The sequence below is a fragment of the Streptomyces sp. NPDC029139 genome (assembly GCF_055564335.1).
Map to the genome: position 1 here is coordinate 264,379 of NZ_JBVHWN010000003.1, position 15,257 is coordinate 279,635.

The following is a 15,257-nucleotide window of genomic DNA, read 5'->3' on the forward strand; positions in this document are numbered from 1 at the left end:
GACCCTTTTTTGGATTGTTTGTTCGCGTTCTTTTTGTCGTATGGGCTAGTTGGGAAGGATTTCCCCCCCCTCCCAGGAGGGGGGTTCCCCTCCCCCCCCCCCCCTCCCTCCCCCCCCCCCCAGCGCCCGCATTCGTTCCTTCGGGGAGAGCCCCGCGTCCGTGTCTACTTCTCGCGCCGCGACTCCGCGGGCTCGGCCGGCGCCGCCGTGTTGCCGGCCGTGTGGGACGGGGCGGTCATGTCCAGCAGCAGCATGGCGTCGTGATCGGGGGTGGCCGGCTCGGCGACGTAGACGCTGAGCCGGTGACCGGGGGAGCCTTCCAGCGGCATGCTCTGCCCCATGAGGGTCAGCGTGCCGACGGTGGGGTGCCGGAAGGTCTTGAGGGTCTTCTTGCGGCCGGTGACCTCGTACCGCTCCCACAGGCGGGCGAAGTCCGGGCTCTTGAGGAGCAGCTCGCCGACGATGGCCACGAGATCGGGTGCGTCGGGGTCGGCGCCGGCGACGGCGCGCAGCCGGGCGACGCAGGTGCGGACCAGGTTCTCCCAGTCCGGGAACAGCTCGCGGGCCGCGGGATGCAGGAAGAGGTAGCGGGCGAGGTTGCGCTGCTTGACGGGCCAGTCGTCCAGCCCGGCGTACAGGGCGAGACCGCCCGGGTTCCAGGCGAGCATGTCGAAGTTGCGTGACACGACGTAGGCGGGGCTGGGCCGCAGCGTGTCCAGCAGGATCCTGAGGTGCGGCCGCACGGTCCGGCTCGGCGGCTGGGGAGGTTCCGAGGCGTAGCGGGCGGCCCGGACGGCCAGCTCCCGCAGGTGCTCGTGCTCCTCCTCGTCCAGCTTCAGCGCGCGGGCCAGGGCGTCGATGACGGCCGGGCTGGGCCGGGTCTCCTTGCCGCGCTCCAGCCGGGCGTAGTAGTCGATGCTGACTCCGGCGAGCGTGGCGAGCTCCTCGCGGCGCAGCCCAGGGGTGCGGCGCATGCCGGTCCCCGTGGGAAGGCCGGCCGCTTGCGGGCTGGTCTGGGTGCGGCGGGCTCGCAGGAAGGTGCCCAGCTCAGGACCGCTGTCGTGCTGCGGTGACGGTGACTCCATGCCTTCCAGTGTGCTGCGCCCCGGTCATGATCGACAGTGCCGAGGGGGGACCTGTCACAGCCTGGCACAGCCCGTCCTGGCAGGCGGGCGCGGTACGGGGGACTGTTGTTCTGCCGGCCGGTCCGCCCCCTCCGGACCGGCCGCCTCTGCCCCCGACAGGCGCCCGCGAATGGCCGGCGCGCTCGTGAGGAACCGCTGTCATGACACGCACCGCACCCGCTGCCGCGCCCAGGGCCCGCTTCGCCTTCGAGGGCATCGGAGCCCCGTGGCAGGTCCTCACCGGACAACCGCTGCCCGAGGAGGTCCGTATGGCCGTGCTGGACTGCGTGGATCGGTTCGACGCGGTGTGGTCGCGGTTCCGGCCGGACTCGCTGGTGAGCCGGATCGCCGCCTCGCCGGGCGGCGGCCGGTTCGTCTTCCCCGACGACGCGACCGTCCTGTTCGACCTGTACGACCGCCTCGGCGCGGCCACGGGCGGCGCCGTCGACCCGCTCGTCGGCCGCCGCCTCGAAGAGCTCGGCTACGACGCGGCGTACTCCTTCCGGCCCACCCTCACCCCCGAGGCATATGCGACGGACGCATGGCAGCAGGGGAGGCCACTGTGGACGCGGGACGTACGACGCGACGGGCCGGTGCTCACCACCCGGCGCCCCCTCGTGGTGGACGTCGGAGCCGCGGGCAAGGGACGGCTGGTCGACCTGATCGCCGGCCTCCTGCACCGGGCCGGGGTCCGCACCTACGTGGTCGACGGCAGCGGCGACCTCGCCCACGCCGACACCACCACCAGCAGCACGTCGGGCTGGCCGCTGAGGGTCGGGCTGGAGCACCCGGACGACCCCACTCGCGTGATCGGCGTTGCGCGCCTGTACGGCCGCTCGCTGTGTGCCTCGGCCACCAACCGGCGCCGCTGGGGCCCTGGTCTGCACCACCTCCTGGACGCCCGCACCGGGCAGCCCGTCCACGACACCGTCGCCACCTGGTCCGTCGCCGACGACACGGCCACCGCCGACGGACTCGCCACCGCCCTGTTCCTCACCGGCCCCGACCGGCTCGCCGAACACTTCGACTTCTCCTGGGTACGCCTGGGCGCGGACGGCCGGCTCGACGCCTCGGCCGGCTTCGACGGCGAACTCTTCGCCTGACCCCTCCTGCGAACCGGCACACCCTTCCCCGCACCCGAAAGCGAGCACCGCGCCATGAACACCCTCGGAAAGAAGGCCGCCGCCGCGAGCGCCGCCGCCCTCATCACGGCCGGCCTGGCCGCCTGCTCCAGCGGCGACGGCGACACCCCTGCCCCCGCAACGCCCACCGCCTCCGCACCGACGTCGGCTCCGGCGGCCTCCTCCGAGGCCCGGGACCGCGACTACCGCGACGGCACGTACTCGGCGGACGGCGTGTACGGCAACAACTCCCGCATCACCGTCTCGCTGACCCTGAACGACGGCGTCGTCAACGACCTGTCGGTCACCCCGCACGCCACCAACCCGACCTCCCGCGACTACCAGCAGGACTTCGCGGACGCGGCCCCGGCCGCCGTCAACGGCAAGCCGATCGACGAGGTGGAACTCGACCTCCTGGCCGGCGCGAGCGGCACCACCGAAGGCTTCAACTCCGCCATCGACCTCATCCAGGGCCAGGCCGCCCGGTGACCCGAAGCCCGGACGGGATGAGGGCCGCCCCGCGCAGCCAGGCTGTGACAGGGCACCCCACACCGGTGGCCGCGCCCACACCGTGAAGCAAGAATCATCACAAATGCCGCGAATAAATCTGTTCCGGTATATGAGTCCGGCGGGCTGACCTGCTCGTTCTGCAGTGACCCGTCGACCGTACGACCGAAGGGAACGCCGCATGTCCGCCCAGCCCACCCGAGCCGAGCAGCTCCTCGGCGACCTCGCGCCCAAGATGGTGCAGCTCACCGACGACGTCCTCTTCGGCGACGTGTGGAAGCGGCCCGGTCTCTCCCCTCGTGACCGCAGCCTGATCACCGTGGCGATCCTTGCCGCCACCTCCCGCCCCGGCCAGCTCGACAGCCATCTCAAGCTCGCCCTGGACAACGGCATGACGCGGGAGGAACTCGTCGAGGCCCTCACCCACACCGCCTTCTACGCCGGCTGGCCGGCAGGCATGGGCGGTCTCGTCCAGCTCAAGGAGCTCGTCGGCCAAAGCAGCGAACTTCCGGCCTCGAAGTGACAGGAGGCACACCCATGGAACTGCTCCCGAAGACGCCGACCTCCCAAGGCCCCGCCGAACGCTTCACCGGGGACGTCTGGGTGGACATGCTCGCCGAAGCCGCGCCCTCCTCCCGCCTGACCGCCGGGATCGTACGTTTCGCGCCCTGCGCCCGTACCGCCTGGCACCGTCACGCGCTCGGCCAGACCCTGTACGTCACCGAAGGCATCGGTCTCGTCCAGACCCGCGACGGTCACACGATCGTGTTCCGCCCCGGCGACACGGTCCACACCCCGCCCGGCGAGTGGCACTGGCACGGCGCCGCCCCCGACCGCTTCATGACCCACCTGGCCCTGTCGGAACGAACCGGCGAACCCGGCACCGCGGACGTCGAGTGGGGCGAGCACGTCGACGACGAGACCTACCGGAAGGCCGCACAAGCACGATGAACACCACCCCGGCCCCCAGCGACGGCTTCGCTCCGCTGACCCTCACCGGTCAGGGATCCTTCGCCGCCGGCGGCACCACCCGCACCACCCCCGGCACCTTCGACCCGCGCCGCCCGACCGACCCGGCAGGCCAGACCCTGCACGGCGACCACGCCCGCGTCTTCTACCAGATCCCCGCGGACCCGCGACCGCTGCCGCTCGTCCTGTGGCACGGCTACAAGCAGTGCGGCTCCGGATGGGGATCCACCCCCGACGGCCGCGAAGGCTTCCAGACGATCTTCCTGCGCCGCGGGTTCCCGGTCTACACCCTCGACCAGCCCCGCCGGGCCTCCGCCGGCCAGACCACCCAGGCCGCGCCGGTCGACACCGCCACCACCGACCAGTGGTTCTACAACCAGTTCCGCTTCGGCCTGTGGCCCGACCGCTACCCCGGCGGCCAGTTCCCGCCCGGCGACGAGGCACTGGAGCAGTTCTTCCGATCCATGCTCCCCGACACCGGACCCATCGACGCCGACGTCCTGACCGCCTCCGTCGAGGCGCTGTTCGACCGCATCGGGCCGGGAGTCCTCGTCACGCACTCCCACGCCGGCGGGTTCGGCTGGCTGGCCGCCATGCGCAGTACCGGCATCAGGGGCGTGGTCGCGCTGGAACCCGGCAGCGGCTTCGTCTTCCCCGAAGGCGAGGCCCCGAACCCGATGGACTCCGCCGCCGGCACCATGGCCGCGGTCTCCGTACCGCTCGCCGAGTTCGAGCGCCTGACGAAGATCCCCATCGTCGTCTACTACGGCGACAACATCCCCACCGAACCGACCGACATCGCCGGCCGCGACAACTGGCGCACCCGTGTCGCCATGGCCCGCCTGTGGGTCGAGGCGGTCAACCGGCACGGCGGCGACGCCCGTCTCGTCCTCCTCCCGGAGGCCGGCATCACGGGCAACAGCCACTTCCTCCACGCGGATCTGAACAACCTGGAGATCGCCGACCAGATCTCCGCCTTCCTGGCCGAGAAGAACCTCGACTGACCACAGGACCGGCCCCTCCCCAACGACACGTACGACCCAGACCCCGCCCGACGACAGGGTGCGACATTGAGAAGGAGAAACTTGATGACTGACACGCGACCGGACGTGACCGGTCCGGGCCTGGTGCTGGACTACCGGGACAACCCGTTCGGCCTGGTCTACGAGTACGCGATCACGGCGAACGAACCGGGCAAGGTCAACATCCACCCGGTCAGCTACACCCTGCACGGGCTGAAGATCGTCGCGAACGTCTACACACCGGCGGACTACGACCCGAACGGCGCGTTCCCGGCGATCACGGTGGCCCACCCGAACGGCGGGACCAAGGAGCAGGTCGCCGGCCGGTACGCGCAGCGGCTCGCCGAACAGGGCTACATCACGATCGCCGCGGACGCCTCCTTCCAGGGGCACAGCGAAGGCGAGCCCCGCAACGTGGACAAGCCCTACCACCGCACCGACGACGTCCACGGCATGGCCGACTTCATCGCGGGCTTCCCCGGCGTCGACACCGACCGGGTGGGCGCGCTGGGCATCTGCGGGGGCGGCGGATACACCCTGAACGCGGCGAAGTCCGACAAGCGGTTCCGGGCGGTCGCCACACTCAGCATGTTCAACTCCGGCCTGGTGCGCCGCAACGGGCTGCAGGACTCCCAGGTGGACACCGTCCAGGACCGGCTGCGCCAGGCGTCCCAGGCGCGCGCCGAAGAAGCCGCGGGCGGCACGGTGCGCTACGCCGGAGACGCCGACCTGACCGACGAGCAGATCGCGGCCCAGCCGTTCGCCCTGTACCGGCAGGGCTACGAGTACTACTGGAAGACCCACGCCTGCCCCGGCTCGACCTTCAAGTACACGATGAGCAGCCTGCTGGACCTGATGGCCTTCGACGCCACCGACCACCTCGACCTGATCGACGTGCCGCTGCTGATGATCGCCGGAAGCGAGGCCGACACCCGGTACATGAGCGACGACGCGCTCCCGAAGGCGACCGGCACCGACGACAAGGAACTCTTCCTCATCGACGGCGCTCAGCACATCGAGACCTACTGGATCGACCGGTACGTCGACACCGCCGTCGACAAGCTGACCGACTTCTTCGCCAAGCACCTCTGAGCACCCCGTAAGGCACCCCCATGCCCTCACCCAACGGCACCCCCATCACCGACGTCCTCATGGTCGGCGCCACCGGCAGCATCGGCCGCCACGCCGTCACCTGGGCCCAGCGTCTGGGCCTGAGCCCGCATGCCCTCGTGCGTGACCTGGAACGTGGTGAGGCCCTGCTGCCCGGCGTCGAGCTGGTCCAGGGCGACCTCGAAGACACCGCCTCCCTGAAGGCCGCCGTACGCGGCGTACAGGCGGTGGTCCTCACCCACGGCTCCGGCGGCGACCCCGAGACACGACGCCGCGTCGACTACGGCGGCGTCCGCAACCTCCTGGCCGCCCTGGACGGCGAACAACCGCGCATCTCCCTGATGACGTCCATCTACTCCACCCGCGACGACATCCCCGGCAACTCCCCCTGGAAGCGCCGCTCCGAACGCCTCGTACGCGCCAGCAAGCTGCCCTACACGATCGTGCGCCCCGGCTGGTTCGACCACGCCACCGAGACCCAACGCCACCTCGTCCTGGACCAGGGCGGCACCGCCGACGGCGGCGTGGCCCGCACCCAGATCGCGGAAACACTCATCCGCGCCCTCCTCGAGGACACCGCGCTGTCCAAGACCTTCGAACTCACAGCGACCGATGGGCCTGAGCAGACGGACTGGAGCACCCTGTTCGCTCCCCTCAAACCGGACCACGCCGGATCCGCGGACGGCGTGCTCGACCCGCACACCCTGCCCCTCGACGAGGAACCCGCCGACATCCGCGCCGACCTCGTAGCCGCGCAAGCCGCGCGAGCCGCATGACCCGAAAGCCGCCGCCACCGTTGGGGTGCCCTGTCACACCACGGCTGGCCACTGCCCGGAAGATCGCGGTCTGCCACCACAAGCGTTCTTGCCCCATCGTCGATACAGGCAGGTAACCGCGCACCACACCGCCTCCTGTCTCCCCTGAAGTGCCGAACGAAGAAGGAACTCCCATGCAGCACGTCACCCTCAACAACGGCGTCGAGATGCCCATCCTCGGCTTCGGCGTCTACCAGATCCCGCCGGAGGATACCGAACGGGCCGTCTCCGAGGCCCTCGCCGCCGGCTACCGCCTCCTGGACACCGCCGCCGCCTACGGCAACGAGGAGGCCGTAGGCCGCGCGATCAAGAACAGCGGCATCCCCCGCGAGGAACTCTTCGTCACCACCAAGCTCTGGGTCCAGGACGCCCCCGCCGAACAGAACACCCGGCGCGCGTTCGAGACCTCCCTGAACAAGCTGGGCCTGGACCACGTCGACCTGTACCTGATGCACCAGCCCTTCGGCGACGTGTACGGCCAGTGGCGTGCCATGGAAGCTCTCAACCGCGAGGGCCTCACCCGGGCGATCGGGGTCGCCAACTTCTACCCCGACCGGCTGATCGACCTGATCCTCAACAACGAGATCACCCCGCAGGTCAACCAGATCGAAACCCACCCCTTCTTCCAGCGCGCCGACTACCAGGACCTCATGCGTGAGCACGGGGTGCAGATCCAGTCCTGGGGCGGCTTCGCCGAAGGCAAGAACGACCTGTTCACCAACCCGCTGCTCGCCGAGATCGGCAAGGAGTACGGCAAGTCCGTCGCCCAGGTCGTGCTGCGCTGGCTCACCCAGCGCGGCGTCATCGCCATCCCCAAGTCCGTCCGCGCCGAGCGCATGGCCGAGAACATCGACGTCTTCGACTTCGAGCTCACCGACGAACAGATGGCCCGGATCGCCACCCTCGACACCGGCAGCTCCCTGTTCTTCGACCACCACGACCCCGCCATGGTCGACTGGCTCGCCAAGCGCCGCCTGGAGAACTGAACGGGGCCGTCAGGCACCCTAGACGAGTCGCGCGTACACACATGACGGGCCGAATCCCATGCGTACGTAGCGGCACCGCCGAGGAGAGCCGCCGTCTTGGCGGCCGTCGACGTCGGCACACGGCAAGTCGTTGCCCCGGGGCAGGAGGTGACCCGTGGAAGGTCTTGAGTTCGTCGTGATCCTGGGGATCGCGCTGCTGGTGAGCGGTGTCCTCGCCCATCGTCTCAAGATCGCCCCGCCGGTGCTCCAGCTGGCGGCGGGCGTGCTGCTGGGATTCGTGCCCTGGCTACGGGAAACGGAGCTGCCGCCCGACGTCCTGCTGCTCGTCTTCCTCCCGGTGCTCCTGTACTGGGAGAGCGTGACGACCTCGCTGCGAGCGATCCGCCGGGACCTGCGCGGCATCGTGCTCACGGGCACGGTGCTCGTCGCCGTCACCGCGTGGGCGGTGGCGGCCGTCGCCCACGCCCTCGGCCTGCCATGGGGGCCGGCCTGGGTCCTCGGCGCGGCCGTCGCCCCGACCGACGCGACCGCCGTCGGAGTGGTCGCCCGGCTTCTACCGCGCCGCAACGTCACCCTGCTGCGCGCCGAGAGCCTGATCAACGACGGCACGGCCCTCGTCATCTACAGCCTGGCCGTCGGCGTCACCGTCGGCGCCGAACACCTCAGCATCCCGCATGTCGGAGGCCGGCTGCTGCTCTCGTACGGAGGAGGCATCGCGGCCGGAGTGGTCACGGCGTGGCTGGGCATCCAGCTCCGCCGGCGCCTCCGCCACCTGGACGACGCCCTCCTCGGCAACCTCGCGATCATCCTGCTGCCCTTCACCGCCTACCTGCTCGCCGAACTCGTTGAGGCATCCGGGGTTCTCGCCGTGGTGGTATGCGGGCTGGTCATGAGCCAGGCCGGACCGAGCCTGGGCCAGGCCGACGGCCGCCTGCAGACCCAGGCGTTCTGGTCACTCGCGATGTACCTCCTCAACGGCGCCCTGTTCGTCCTCGTCGGCCTGGAGGCCCAGGCAGCCGTACGGGGTCTGTCCGGCGTGGACCTGGGTGGCGCTCTCATCCTGGTGGCGGCGGTCGCAGTGGCGCTGGTCGTCGTCCGCTACGTGTTCCTCGTCATCTCGGTGTACGCGATCCGCCTCGTGGACCGACGCCCGCAACAGCGTGAACGCCGCATGGGCCCCCGCGCACGCGTCGTCAGCGCCCTCGCGGGCTTCCGGGGCGCGGTCTCCCTGGCCCTCGCCCTCTCCGTGCCGTACTCGATCGACTCCGGTGCCCCTTTCCCCGATCGCGACACGATCGTCTTCGTCACCGCCGGCGTCGTGGTCGTCACCCTGGTGGTCCAGGGACTCGTCCTACCCGGCGTCGCACGCTGGGCACGGCTTCCGGAGGACACGGACGGCGACCGAGAACTCCACCTGGCTCAGACCACCGTCACCGAAGCGGCCCTGGCCGCCCTCCCCGGCACCGCCGCCGAACTCGGCACCGACCCGGACGTCGCAGAGCAGCTGCGTACCGAGTACGAGACCCACCTGAGAACCCTGCGGGCCCGCGATGCCACGGACGAGTCGGAACCGCTGCTGCTCCACCATCGTGATGAGGTCGAACTGCGCCTCGCCCTTCTGGCCCACAAGCGCGCTGCCGTCATCGCTCTGCGCGACGCCCACCACATCGACGACGCCGTGCTGCTCCACGTACAGGAACGACTCGACACCGAACAAGTCCGCCTGTCAGGCCGCGAGGCAGCCACATGACCGTACGCAAAAGGTGGATAGCGATCTGCTTCGTGCCAATGCGTAATCCTGTAGACACAGCCCCGCCACCTGAACATGCTCAACCATCCGAAGCTCGACTCCTCACCGCTTGCCGTGCACCAGCTCGTTGAGGGAGCCGACAGCTACACCGGCCCGCCGGTTCACTGGGGGGTCGGACGAGCATTGGTGCGAAGGAGCCGGTGACGGCCGCGCCGAGGATGTCGAGCCCGCCATCGAGGCGGCAGGTCTCTCAGGCACGGATGGCACGCCAAGGATGTGCCACGGCTCGTGAGACTGGGCCCCCTGCCTTCACTGTGAGACGGCTTGAAAGCCGCTGGCCAGAAGCTCGGTCTGTGCCACGGGCCGCGAGATCCTACAGCTCCTGTGGGTTCTCAATAGCGGCGCCATATTCTCAGCGGCAATCACATTCGCGGACCACATATGGCGTGGCGCTGATAAGTGCAGCTGGGCACCCTCACTCTTTCGGGTGTTGTTGTCCCAACTCGACCGTCCTCTCCGCCAGCGCGCACTGCACCGGCTGGGGATTCGGGACACCGGATCCCCCACTTACGGCTCACCACCCTGTGCCGATGCCGGCCCGTATGCCGAGCGGGCACACGCGCTCCCGAACTGCGGTCCCGTCCGTTCAGCGGGTTGCCGATTCCGTGGCGGAAGCGGACTGTGTGGCCGCCCAGGAGGCGAGCAGGCGCAGCCCCTCGTCGGAGGGCGAGCCGGGTTCGGCGGTGTAGATGGTCAGAACGAGGCCGGGGTCCGCCGTCAGCTCCAGCCCCTCGTAGGCGAGGGTGAGGTCACCGACCGCCTCGTGGTGGAAGCGCTTCATGCCCGTGCCGTGGAGGCGGACGTCGTGGGCACCCCAGCGCGTGCGGAAGGCATCGCTGCGGGTGGACAGCTCCCCCACGAGGTCGTGGAGCTCCTTGTCGTGCGGGTTGCGGCCGGCCTCGGTGCGCAGGATGGCGACGGTGATGTCCGCGGCCCGGTCCCAGTCGGGGTAGAAGCGGCGCGAGAGGGGGTCGAGGAACTGGAAGCGGGCGAAGTTCGCCTGGTTGTGCGGGTTGGCGTAGAGGTCGTGGTGGAAGGCGCGGGCCAGGCTGTTGGTGGCCAGCAGGTCCATGCGGCCGTTGCGGACGAAGGCGGGGCATCCGGTGACCGCGTCCAGGGTCCACTGCAGGCTCGGGTGTGGCTTCCACTGCCGGGTCACGCGGCGTCGACGGCGGGTGAGGGCGTCGGAGCCGTCGGCTGCCTGGGCCAGATGGAGCAGGTGGGCGCGTTCGGCGTCGTCGAGCCGCAGGGCACGCGCGACGGCCTCCAAGACGGCCGGTGAGACGCCGGCGAGGTTGCCGCGCTCCAGTTTGGCGTAGTACTCGACGCTGACGTCGGCCAGCGCCGCGACCTCGCTTCGGCGCAGACCGGGCACCCGGCGCCGGGGGCCGGCGGGCAGTCCGGCCTGCTCCGGGGTGATCTTGGATCGCCGCGAGGTGAGGAACTCGCGGACCTCTGCTTGGTTGTCCACACCTCGACCGTACGGCCTGGCCGCCGCGGGAGGGATGTACTGCTGGTACACCCCTTGTCAGTGACTCGCTGCGCGCGCGAAGTGCCGGTTACCTGGATGACGTGATGGTTCCTCCCCTGCTCTTCCGGCAGGGCGGGAACGCCGGCACGCGGGCCGTTCCCGTACGGTGCGGCCCCTTCGTACGTAAGGAAAACCCTCATGCGCGGCACGATGATCTACGCCCCCGGTGACGTCCGTTTCGAGACCCTGGACGACCCGCAGATCCTCAAGCCCACCGACGCGGTCATCCGGACGGCCGTCACCTGCGTGTGCGGCTCCGACCTGTGGCCCTACCGGGGTGCGGAGCCGATCGGCGACCCGCACCCGATGGGGCACGAGTACGTCGGGTTCGTGGAGGAGGTCGGCAGCGAGGTCACCTCGGTCCGGCCGGGCCAGTTCGTCGTCGGCTCGTTCGCGACCTCGGACAACACCTGCGCGAACTGCAAGAACGGGTTCCCGTCGAACTGCCTGCACCGCGGGTTCATGTCCACCTGCCAGGCCGAGTACGTCCGCATCCCCAACGCCGGCGGCACCCTGGTCGCCCTCGACGAGATCCCGGACGAGTCGCTCTGGCCGAGCCTGCTCGCCCTCTCCGACGTCATGGGCACCGGCTGGTGGGCGGCGGAGGCCGCCGAGGTGAAGCCCGGCTCGACCGCCGTGGTCGTCGGCGACGGCGCGGTGGGCCTCTCCGGCGTGATCGCGGCGAAGGAGATGGGCGCGGAGCGGATCATCGCCATGTCCCGCCACGAGTCCCGCCAGAAACTCGCACTGTCCTTCGGCGCCACCGACATCGTCACCGAACGCGGCGATGAGGGCATCGCCCGGATCAAGGAGATGACCGGCGGCATCGGCGCCGACTCCGTGCTGGAGTGCGTCGGAACCGCCCAGGCCATGAGCCAGGCCCTGCACTCCACCCGCCCCGGCGGCAACGTCGGCTTCGTCGGCGTCCCCCACGACGTCGCCGTCGACGGCCAGGAGCTGTTCTTCTCCCACGTCGGCCTGCGCGGCGGCCCCGCTCCCGTGCGCCGCTACCTGCCGGACCTGATCGAGCGCGTCCTGACCGGCCGCATCGACCCGGGCAAGGTCTTCGACCTCACCCTGCCCCTGGAGCAGGTCGCCGAGGGCTACAGGGCCATGGACGAGCGCCGCGCCATCAAGACCCTCCTCACCCCCTGAACCGTCCACCGCCTGAAGGAGCGAATCATGCAGATCACCCGCAGCTCGATCGACACCGTCAAGGGCCCGGCCGACTGGTTCACCGGCGACGTCTACATCGACGCCGTCGCCGCCGCCCCGGCCCCGTCCCGGGTCACCGCGAACCTGGTGCACTTCATGCCCGGCGCCCGCACCCACTGGCACCGCCACCCGCTGGGCCAGACCGTCTTCGTCACCGAGGGCGTCGGCCTGTGCCAGCGCCGCGGCGGACCGGTGGAGGTCATTCGGCCCGGCGACCGCGTCCTGTTCGAGGCCGACGAGGAGCACTGGCACGGCGCCGCCCCCAACCGGCTCATGGTCCACCTGGCCATCAACGAGGGCGACGACGACCACGACGTCGTGCACTGGCTGAACCCCGTCACCGACGAGGAATACCACGCCGCACCGGCCACCAGCTGAACCCGGACAAGGTCTTAGACCTCACCACATCCCTCTACCAGGTCGCCGGGGACCGCAAGGCCACGGACAGGCGCCCGTGCCATCAACCCCCGCCCCTGAACCACCCCGCCCACGTCATTCGTGAGGAGAACCATCGTGACCACGTTCGCCCTCGTCGGAGCCGGCCCGGGCCTGGGCCTGGCGGCCGCCCGCCGCTTCGGCACCGCCGGCCACCGTGTCGCCCTCATCTCCCGCAGCATCCAGCACCAGGACAACCTGGTGGCCGAACTGGCCCGGGAGAACATCCACGCCCGCGGTTTCACCGCCGACGTCCTCAACCCCACCTCCCTCACCTCGGCCCTCCACGAGGCCGCCGACACCCTGGGGCCCGTCGAGATCCTCCAGTTCAGCCCGGTGCCCCGCGCCGACTTCATGAAGCCGGTCCTCGACACCACCACCACCGACCTGGACGACCCGCTGGCCTTCTCCGTCAAGGCCCCGGTGACCTGCGTAAACGCCGTCCTGCCCGGCATGCGGGAGCTGGGCCGGGGCACGCTGCTGTTCGTCAACGGCGCCAGCGCCGTGCGCCCGAACCCCCAGGTGGCCGGCACCTCGATCGCGTTCGCCGCCGAGAGCGCGTACGCGGCGATGCTCCACGACGCCCTCGCCGGCGAGAGCATCCACGTCGCCCAGCTGATCGTCCCCGGCGCGATCCGCACCGACTCCGAGCACTCCAGCCCGAAGGCCCTGGCCGAGCGCCTGTATGCCATCCACACCGAGCGCGGCGCCTTCCGGTATTACGCCGAGCCCATGTCCGTATGACGGCCCCGGGATCCCCTTCATGAACCCCACAGTCCGCCGTGGTCTCGTCCGCGTCGCTCCGGCAGCAGCCCTGCTCCTGGCTGTGACCGCCTGCTCCGGCGACTCGCCAGAAACCACGCCGCCCTCCGCATCATCCGCTTCCCCAGGACAGCAGGAGCCGGCGGCTCCCACCGCGCCGTCCACCACACCAGCCACCTCGTCGTCCGCCTCCGGCAGGAGCACTGCCATGGACGTCCGCCTCACCGTCGACGGCGACCCGGTCGCCGCAACCCTCAACGACAGTGCGACCGCCCGCGACTTCGCGGCTCTCCTCCCGCTCACCCTGGACCTGAAGGACTTCCACCAGGCCGAGAAGATCGTCGATCTCCCCCGCCCGCTGTCCACCTCCGGCGCCCCCAAGGGAGCCGCTCCGAAGGCCGGTGACCTCGGCTACTACGCGCCCTGGGGCCAGCTCGTCCTCTACTACCGCGACGTCCCCTACGCCGACGGCATCGTCATCCTCGGCCACCTCGCCGACAACCGTGACACCGACCGGCTGGCCACCGCCTCCAAGGTGACCATCGAAACCGCCCGCTGACCGACCCGCCCGAAACCTGGCAAGGACCCCCGCATGCCCACCGCTTCTGGGACCACCCCCGGCAAGCTGCCCTTCGTCGTATGGGTGCTCGCCGCCGGCACGTTCCTGATGGGAACCACCGAGTTCGTCATCGCCGGACTGCTCCCCGAGATCGCCTCCGGCCTCGGCGTCGGTGTCTCGCACGCCGGTCTGCTGATCACCGCCTTCGCCATCGGCATGATCGTCGGCGGGCCGGCCACGGCCCTGGCCACCCTGCGCCTGCCCCGGCGCCTGACCCTCGCCCTGGCCCTGGTGGTCTTCGCCCTCGGGCATGTCGTCGCCGCGCTCAGCTCCTCCTTCACCGTCGTCCTGGCCGCCCGGGTGGTGACCGCGCTGGCCACCGGCGCGTTCTGGGCCGTCGGCTTCGTCATCGCCACCGCCGCCGCGGGCCCCGCCCGGGCCACCCGGGCCGTCGGCATCATGATGGGCGGCCTGACCCTCGCCAACGTCGTCGGCGTGCCGATCGGCTCCTTCGTCGGCCAGTACACCGGCTGGCGCGGCCCCTTCTGGGCCCTGGCCGTCCTCGCCGGCCTGGCCGCCGTGTTCGTCGGCCGCTTCGTCCCCCGGACAGGGCAGCGGGCCGAGATGTCGGTCCGGGCCGAGGTCCGTGCCCTGCGGCAGGGCCGGCTGTGGCTCGCCCTGGCCGCCGCCGCCCTGATCATGGGCGGTGTCCTGGCCACGTACACCTACATCACCCCGCTCCTGACCGACCGCGCCGGCATCCCGGCAGGGGCCGTCCCGCTGGTCCTGGTCGTCTTCGGACTCGGCGCCCTGGGCGGCACCGCCATCGGCGGCCGGCTCGGCGACCGCCATCCCATGGCGACCACCATCGCCGCCGCCGCGGTCACCGCGCTGGCCCTGTTCCTGTTGATCCCGCTGTCGACCGGCCCCGTCACCGCCGTCGGCCTGGTCTTCCTCATGGCCCTGGCCGGGTTCACCGTCAACCCCGTCGTCACCTCCCTGGCCGTCCGTATCGCCGGCGACGCTCCCACCCTCACCTCCGCGCTGACCACCTCCGCCTACAACACCGGCATCGCCGCCGGCTCCACCCTCGCCGGCACGGCTCTGGACTCCTCCCTCGGCCTGACCGGACCGGCCCTGGTCGGCGCCGTCTCCGCCACCCTCACCCTCCTGCCGCTCATCGCCCTCGCACTCAGCGGCACCCGCGGTCCGACACGGATCGTGAGCCAGCGCACCACCCCGGTCCCCGTACACGACGAGACCACCGCACCGGTGCCCTCACGGCACTGAC

At 70.7% G+C, this 15,257-nt stretch carries 16 protein-coding genes; 14 read left to right on the forward strand and 2 right to left on the reverse strand.

Going from position 1 to position 15,257, the window contains the following annotated elements; genetic code table 11:
• Window positions 1-164: 164 nt before the first annotated feature.
• Window positions 165-1,085 carry a helix-turn-helix transcriptional regulator gene (locus ACZ4VW_RS09070; protein WP_467960086.1) on the reverse strand — a complete coding sequence of 307 codons (921 nt, stop codon included), beginning with the start codon at window positions 1,083-1,085 and terminating at the stop codon, window positions 165-167.
• A gap of 200 nt (window positions 1,086-1,285) precedes the next feature.
• Here ACZ4VW_RS09070 and ACZ4VW_RS09075 point away from each other — a divergent pair, with 200 nt between their 5' ends.
• The 9 genes from ACZ4VW_RS09075 (at window position 1,286) to ACZ4VW_RS09115 (ending at window position 9,404) form a co-directional block, all read left to right on the forward strand.
• Window positions 1,286-2,227, forward strand: a complete 942-nt coding sequence (locus tag ACZ4VW_RS09075; RefSeq protein ID WP_467960088.1) for an FAD:protein FMN transferase — start codon at window positions 1,286-1,288, stop codon at window positions 2,225-2,227.
• A 54-nt stretch (window positions 2,228-2,281) separates the two neighbouring features.
• The gene (locus ACZ4VW_RS09080) at window positions 2,282-2,734 is read left to right on the forward strand and encodes a hypothetical protein (protein WP_467960090.1); all 453 of its coding nucleotides are present in this window, start codon (window positions 2,282-2,284) and stop codon (window positions 2,732-2,734) included.
• 199 nt (window positions 2,735-2,933) lie between these two features.
• Window positions 2,934-3,275: a carboxymuconolactone decarboxylase family protein gene (locus tag ACZ4VW_RS09085; RefSeq protein WP_467960092.1), complete on the forward strand. Its 342-nt coding sequence runs from the start codon at window positions 2,934-2,936 to the stop codon at window positions 3,273-3,275.
• A 14-nt stretch (window positions 3,276-3,289) separates the two neighbouring features.
• Window positions 3,290-3,703 (forward strand): (R)-mandelonitrile lyase, encoded by a 414-nt coding sequence (locus ACZ4VW_RS09090; protein WP_467960093.1) that lies wholly within the window; start codon window positions 3,290-3,292, stop codon window positions 3,701-3,703.
• Window positions 3,700-4,725 (forward strand): alpha/beta hydrolase, encoded by a 1,026-nt coding sequence (locus ACZ4VW_RS09095; RefSeq protein WP_467960095.1) that lies wholly within the window; start codon window positions 3,700-3,702, stop codon window positions 4,723-4,725. Before ACZ4VW_RS09090 ends, ACZ4VW_RS09095 begins: the two co-directional genes overlap by 4 nt.
• An 84-nt stretch (window positions 4,726-4,809) precedes the next feature.
• Window positions 4,810-5,835: an alpha/beta hydrolase gene (locus ACZ4VW_RS09100; RefSeq protein ID WP_467960097.1), complete on the forward strand. Its 1,026-nt coding sequence runs from the start codon at window positions 4,810-4,812 to the stop codon at window positions 5,833-5,835.
• 20 nt (window positions 5,836-5,855) lie between these two features.
• Complete coding sequence (locus ACZ4VW_RS09105; protein WP_467960099.1) at window positions 5,856-6,629, forward strand: SDR family oxidoreductase; 774 nt, start codon at window positions 5,856-5,858, stop codon at window positions 6,627-6,629.
• Between the two features lie 173 nt (window positions 6,630-6,802).
• Window positions 6,803-7,654 (forward strand): aldo/keto reductase, encoded by an 852-nt coding sequence (locus tag ACZ4VW_RS09110; protein ID WP_467960101.1) that lies wholly within the window; start codon window positions 6,803-6,805, stop codon window positions 7,652-7,654.
• Between the two features lie 154 nt (window positions 7,655-7,808).
• A complete protein-coding gene (locus tag ACZ4VW_RS09115; RefSeq protein WP_467960103.1) occupies window positions 7,809-9,404 on the forward strand; it encodes a Na+/H+ antiporter in 1,596 nt (531 codons plus the stop codon).
• Window positions 9,405-10,050: 646 nt separating this feature from the next.
• Here ACZ4VW_RS09115 and ACZ4VW_RS09120 read toward each other — a convergent pair.
• Complete coding sequence (locus tag ACZ4VW_RS09120; RefSeq protein ID WP_467960105.1) at window positions 10,051-10,935, reverse strand: helix-turn-helix transcriptional regulator; 885 nt, start codon at window positions 10,933-10,935, stop codon at window positions 10,051-10,053.
• 198 nt (window positions 10,936-11,133) lie between these two features.
• Between ACZ4VW_RS09120 and ACZ4VW_RS09125 the strand changes: the two genes are divergently transcribed.
• From ACZ4VW_RS09125 to ACZ4VW_RS09145, 5 genes are all read left to right on the forward strand, one after another.
• Window positions 11,134-12,150, forward strand: coding sequence for a zinc-dependent alcohol dehydrogenase family protein (locus ACZ4VW_RS09125; protein ID WP_467960107.1), 1,017 nt, complete (start codon window positions 11,134-11,136; stop codon window positions 12,148-12,150).
• A 27-nt stretch (window positions 12,151-12,177) separates the two neighbouring features.
• Window positions 12,178-12,588 carry a (R)-mandelonitrile lyase gene (locus ACZ4VW_RS09130; RefSeq protein WP_467960109.1) on the forward strand — a complete coding sequence of 137 codons (411 nt, stop codon included), beginning with the start codon at window positions 12,178-12,180 and terminating at the stop codon, window positions 12,586-12,588.
• A 135-nt stretch (window positions 12,589-12,723) separates the two neighbouring features.
• The gene (locus tag ACZ4VW_RS09135; RefSeq protein ID WP_467960111.1) at window positions 12,724-13,389 is read left to right on the forward strand and encodes an SDR family NAD(P)-dependent oxidoreductase; all 666 of its coding nucleotides are present in this window, start codon (window positions 12,724-12,726) and stop codon (window positions 13,387-13,389) included.
• Window positions 13,390-13,615: 226 nt separating this feature from the next.
• Complete coding sequence (locus ACZ4VW_RS09140) at window positions 13,616-13,966, forward strand: cyclophilin-like fold protein (RefSeq protein WP_467960113.1); 351 nt, start codon at window positions 13,616-13,618, stop codon at window positions 13,964-13,966.
• 33 nt (window positions 13,967-13,999) lie between these two features.
• Entirely contained in the window at window positions 14,000-15,256 is a 1,257-nt protein-coding gene (locus tag ACZ4VW_RS09145) for an MFS transporter (RefSeq protein ID WP_467960115.1), read from the forward strand.
• The last annotated feature ends 1 nt before the right edge of the window (window position 15,257 follow it).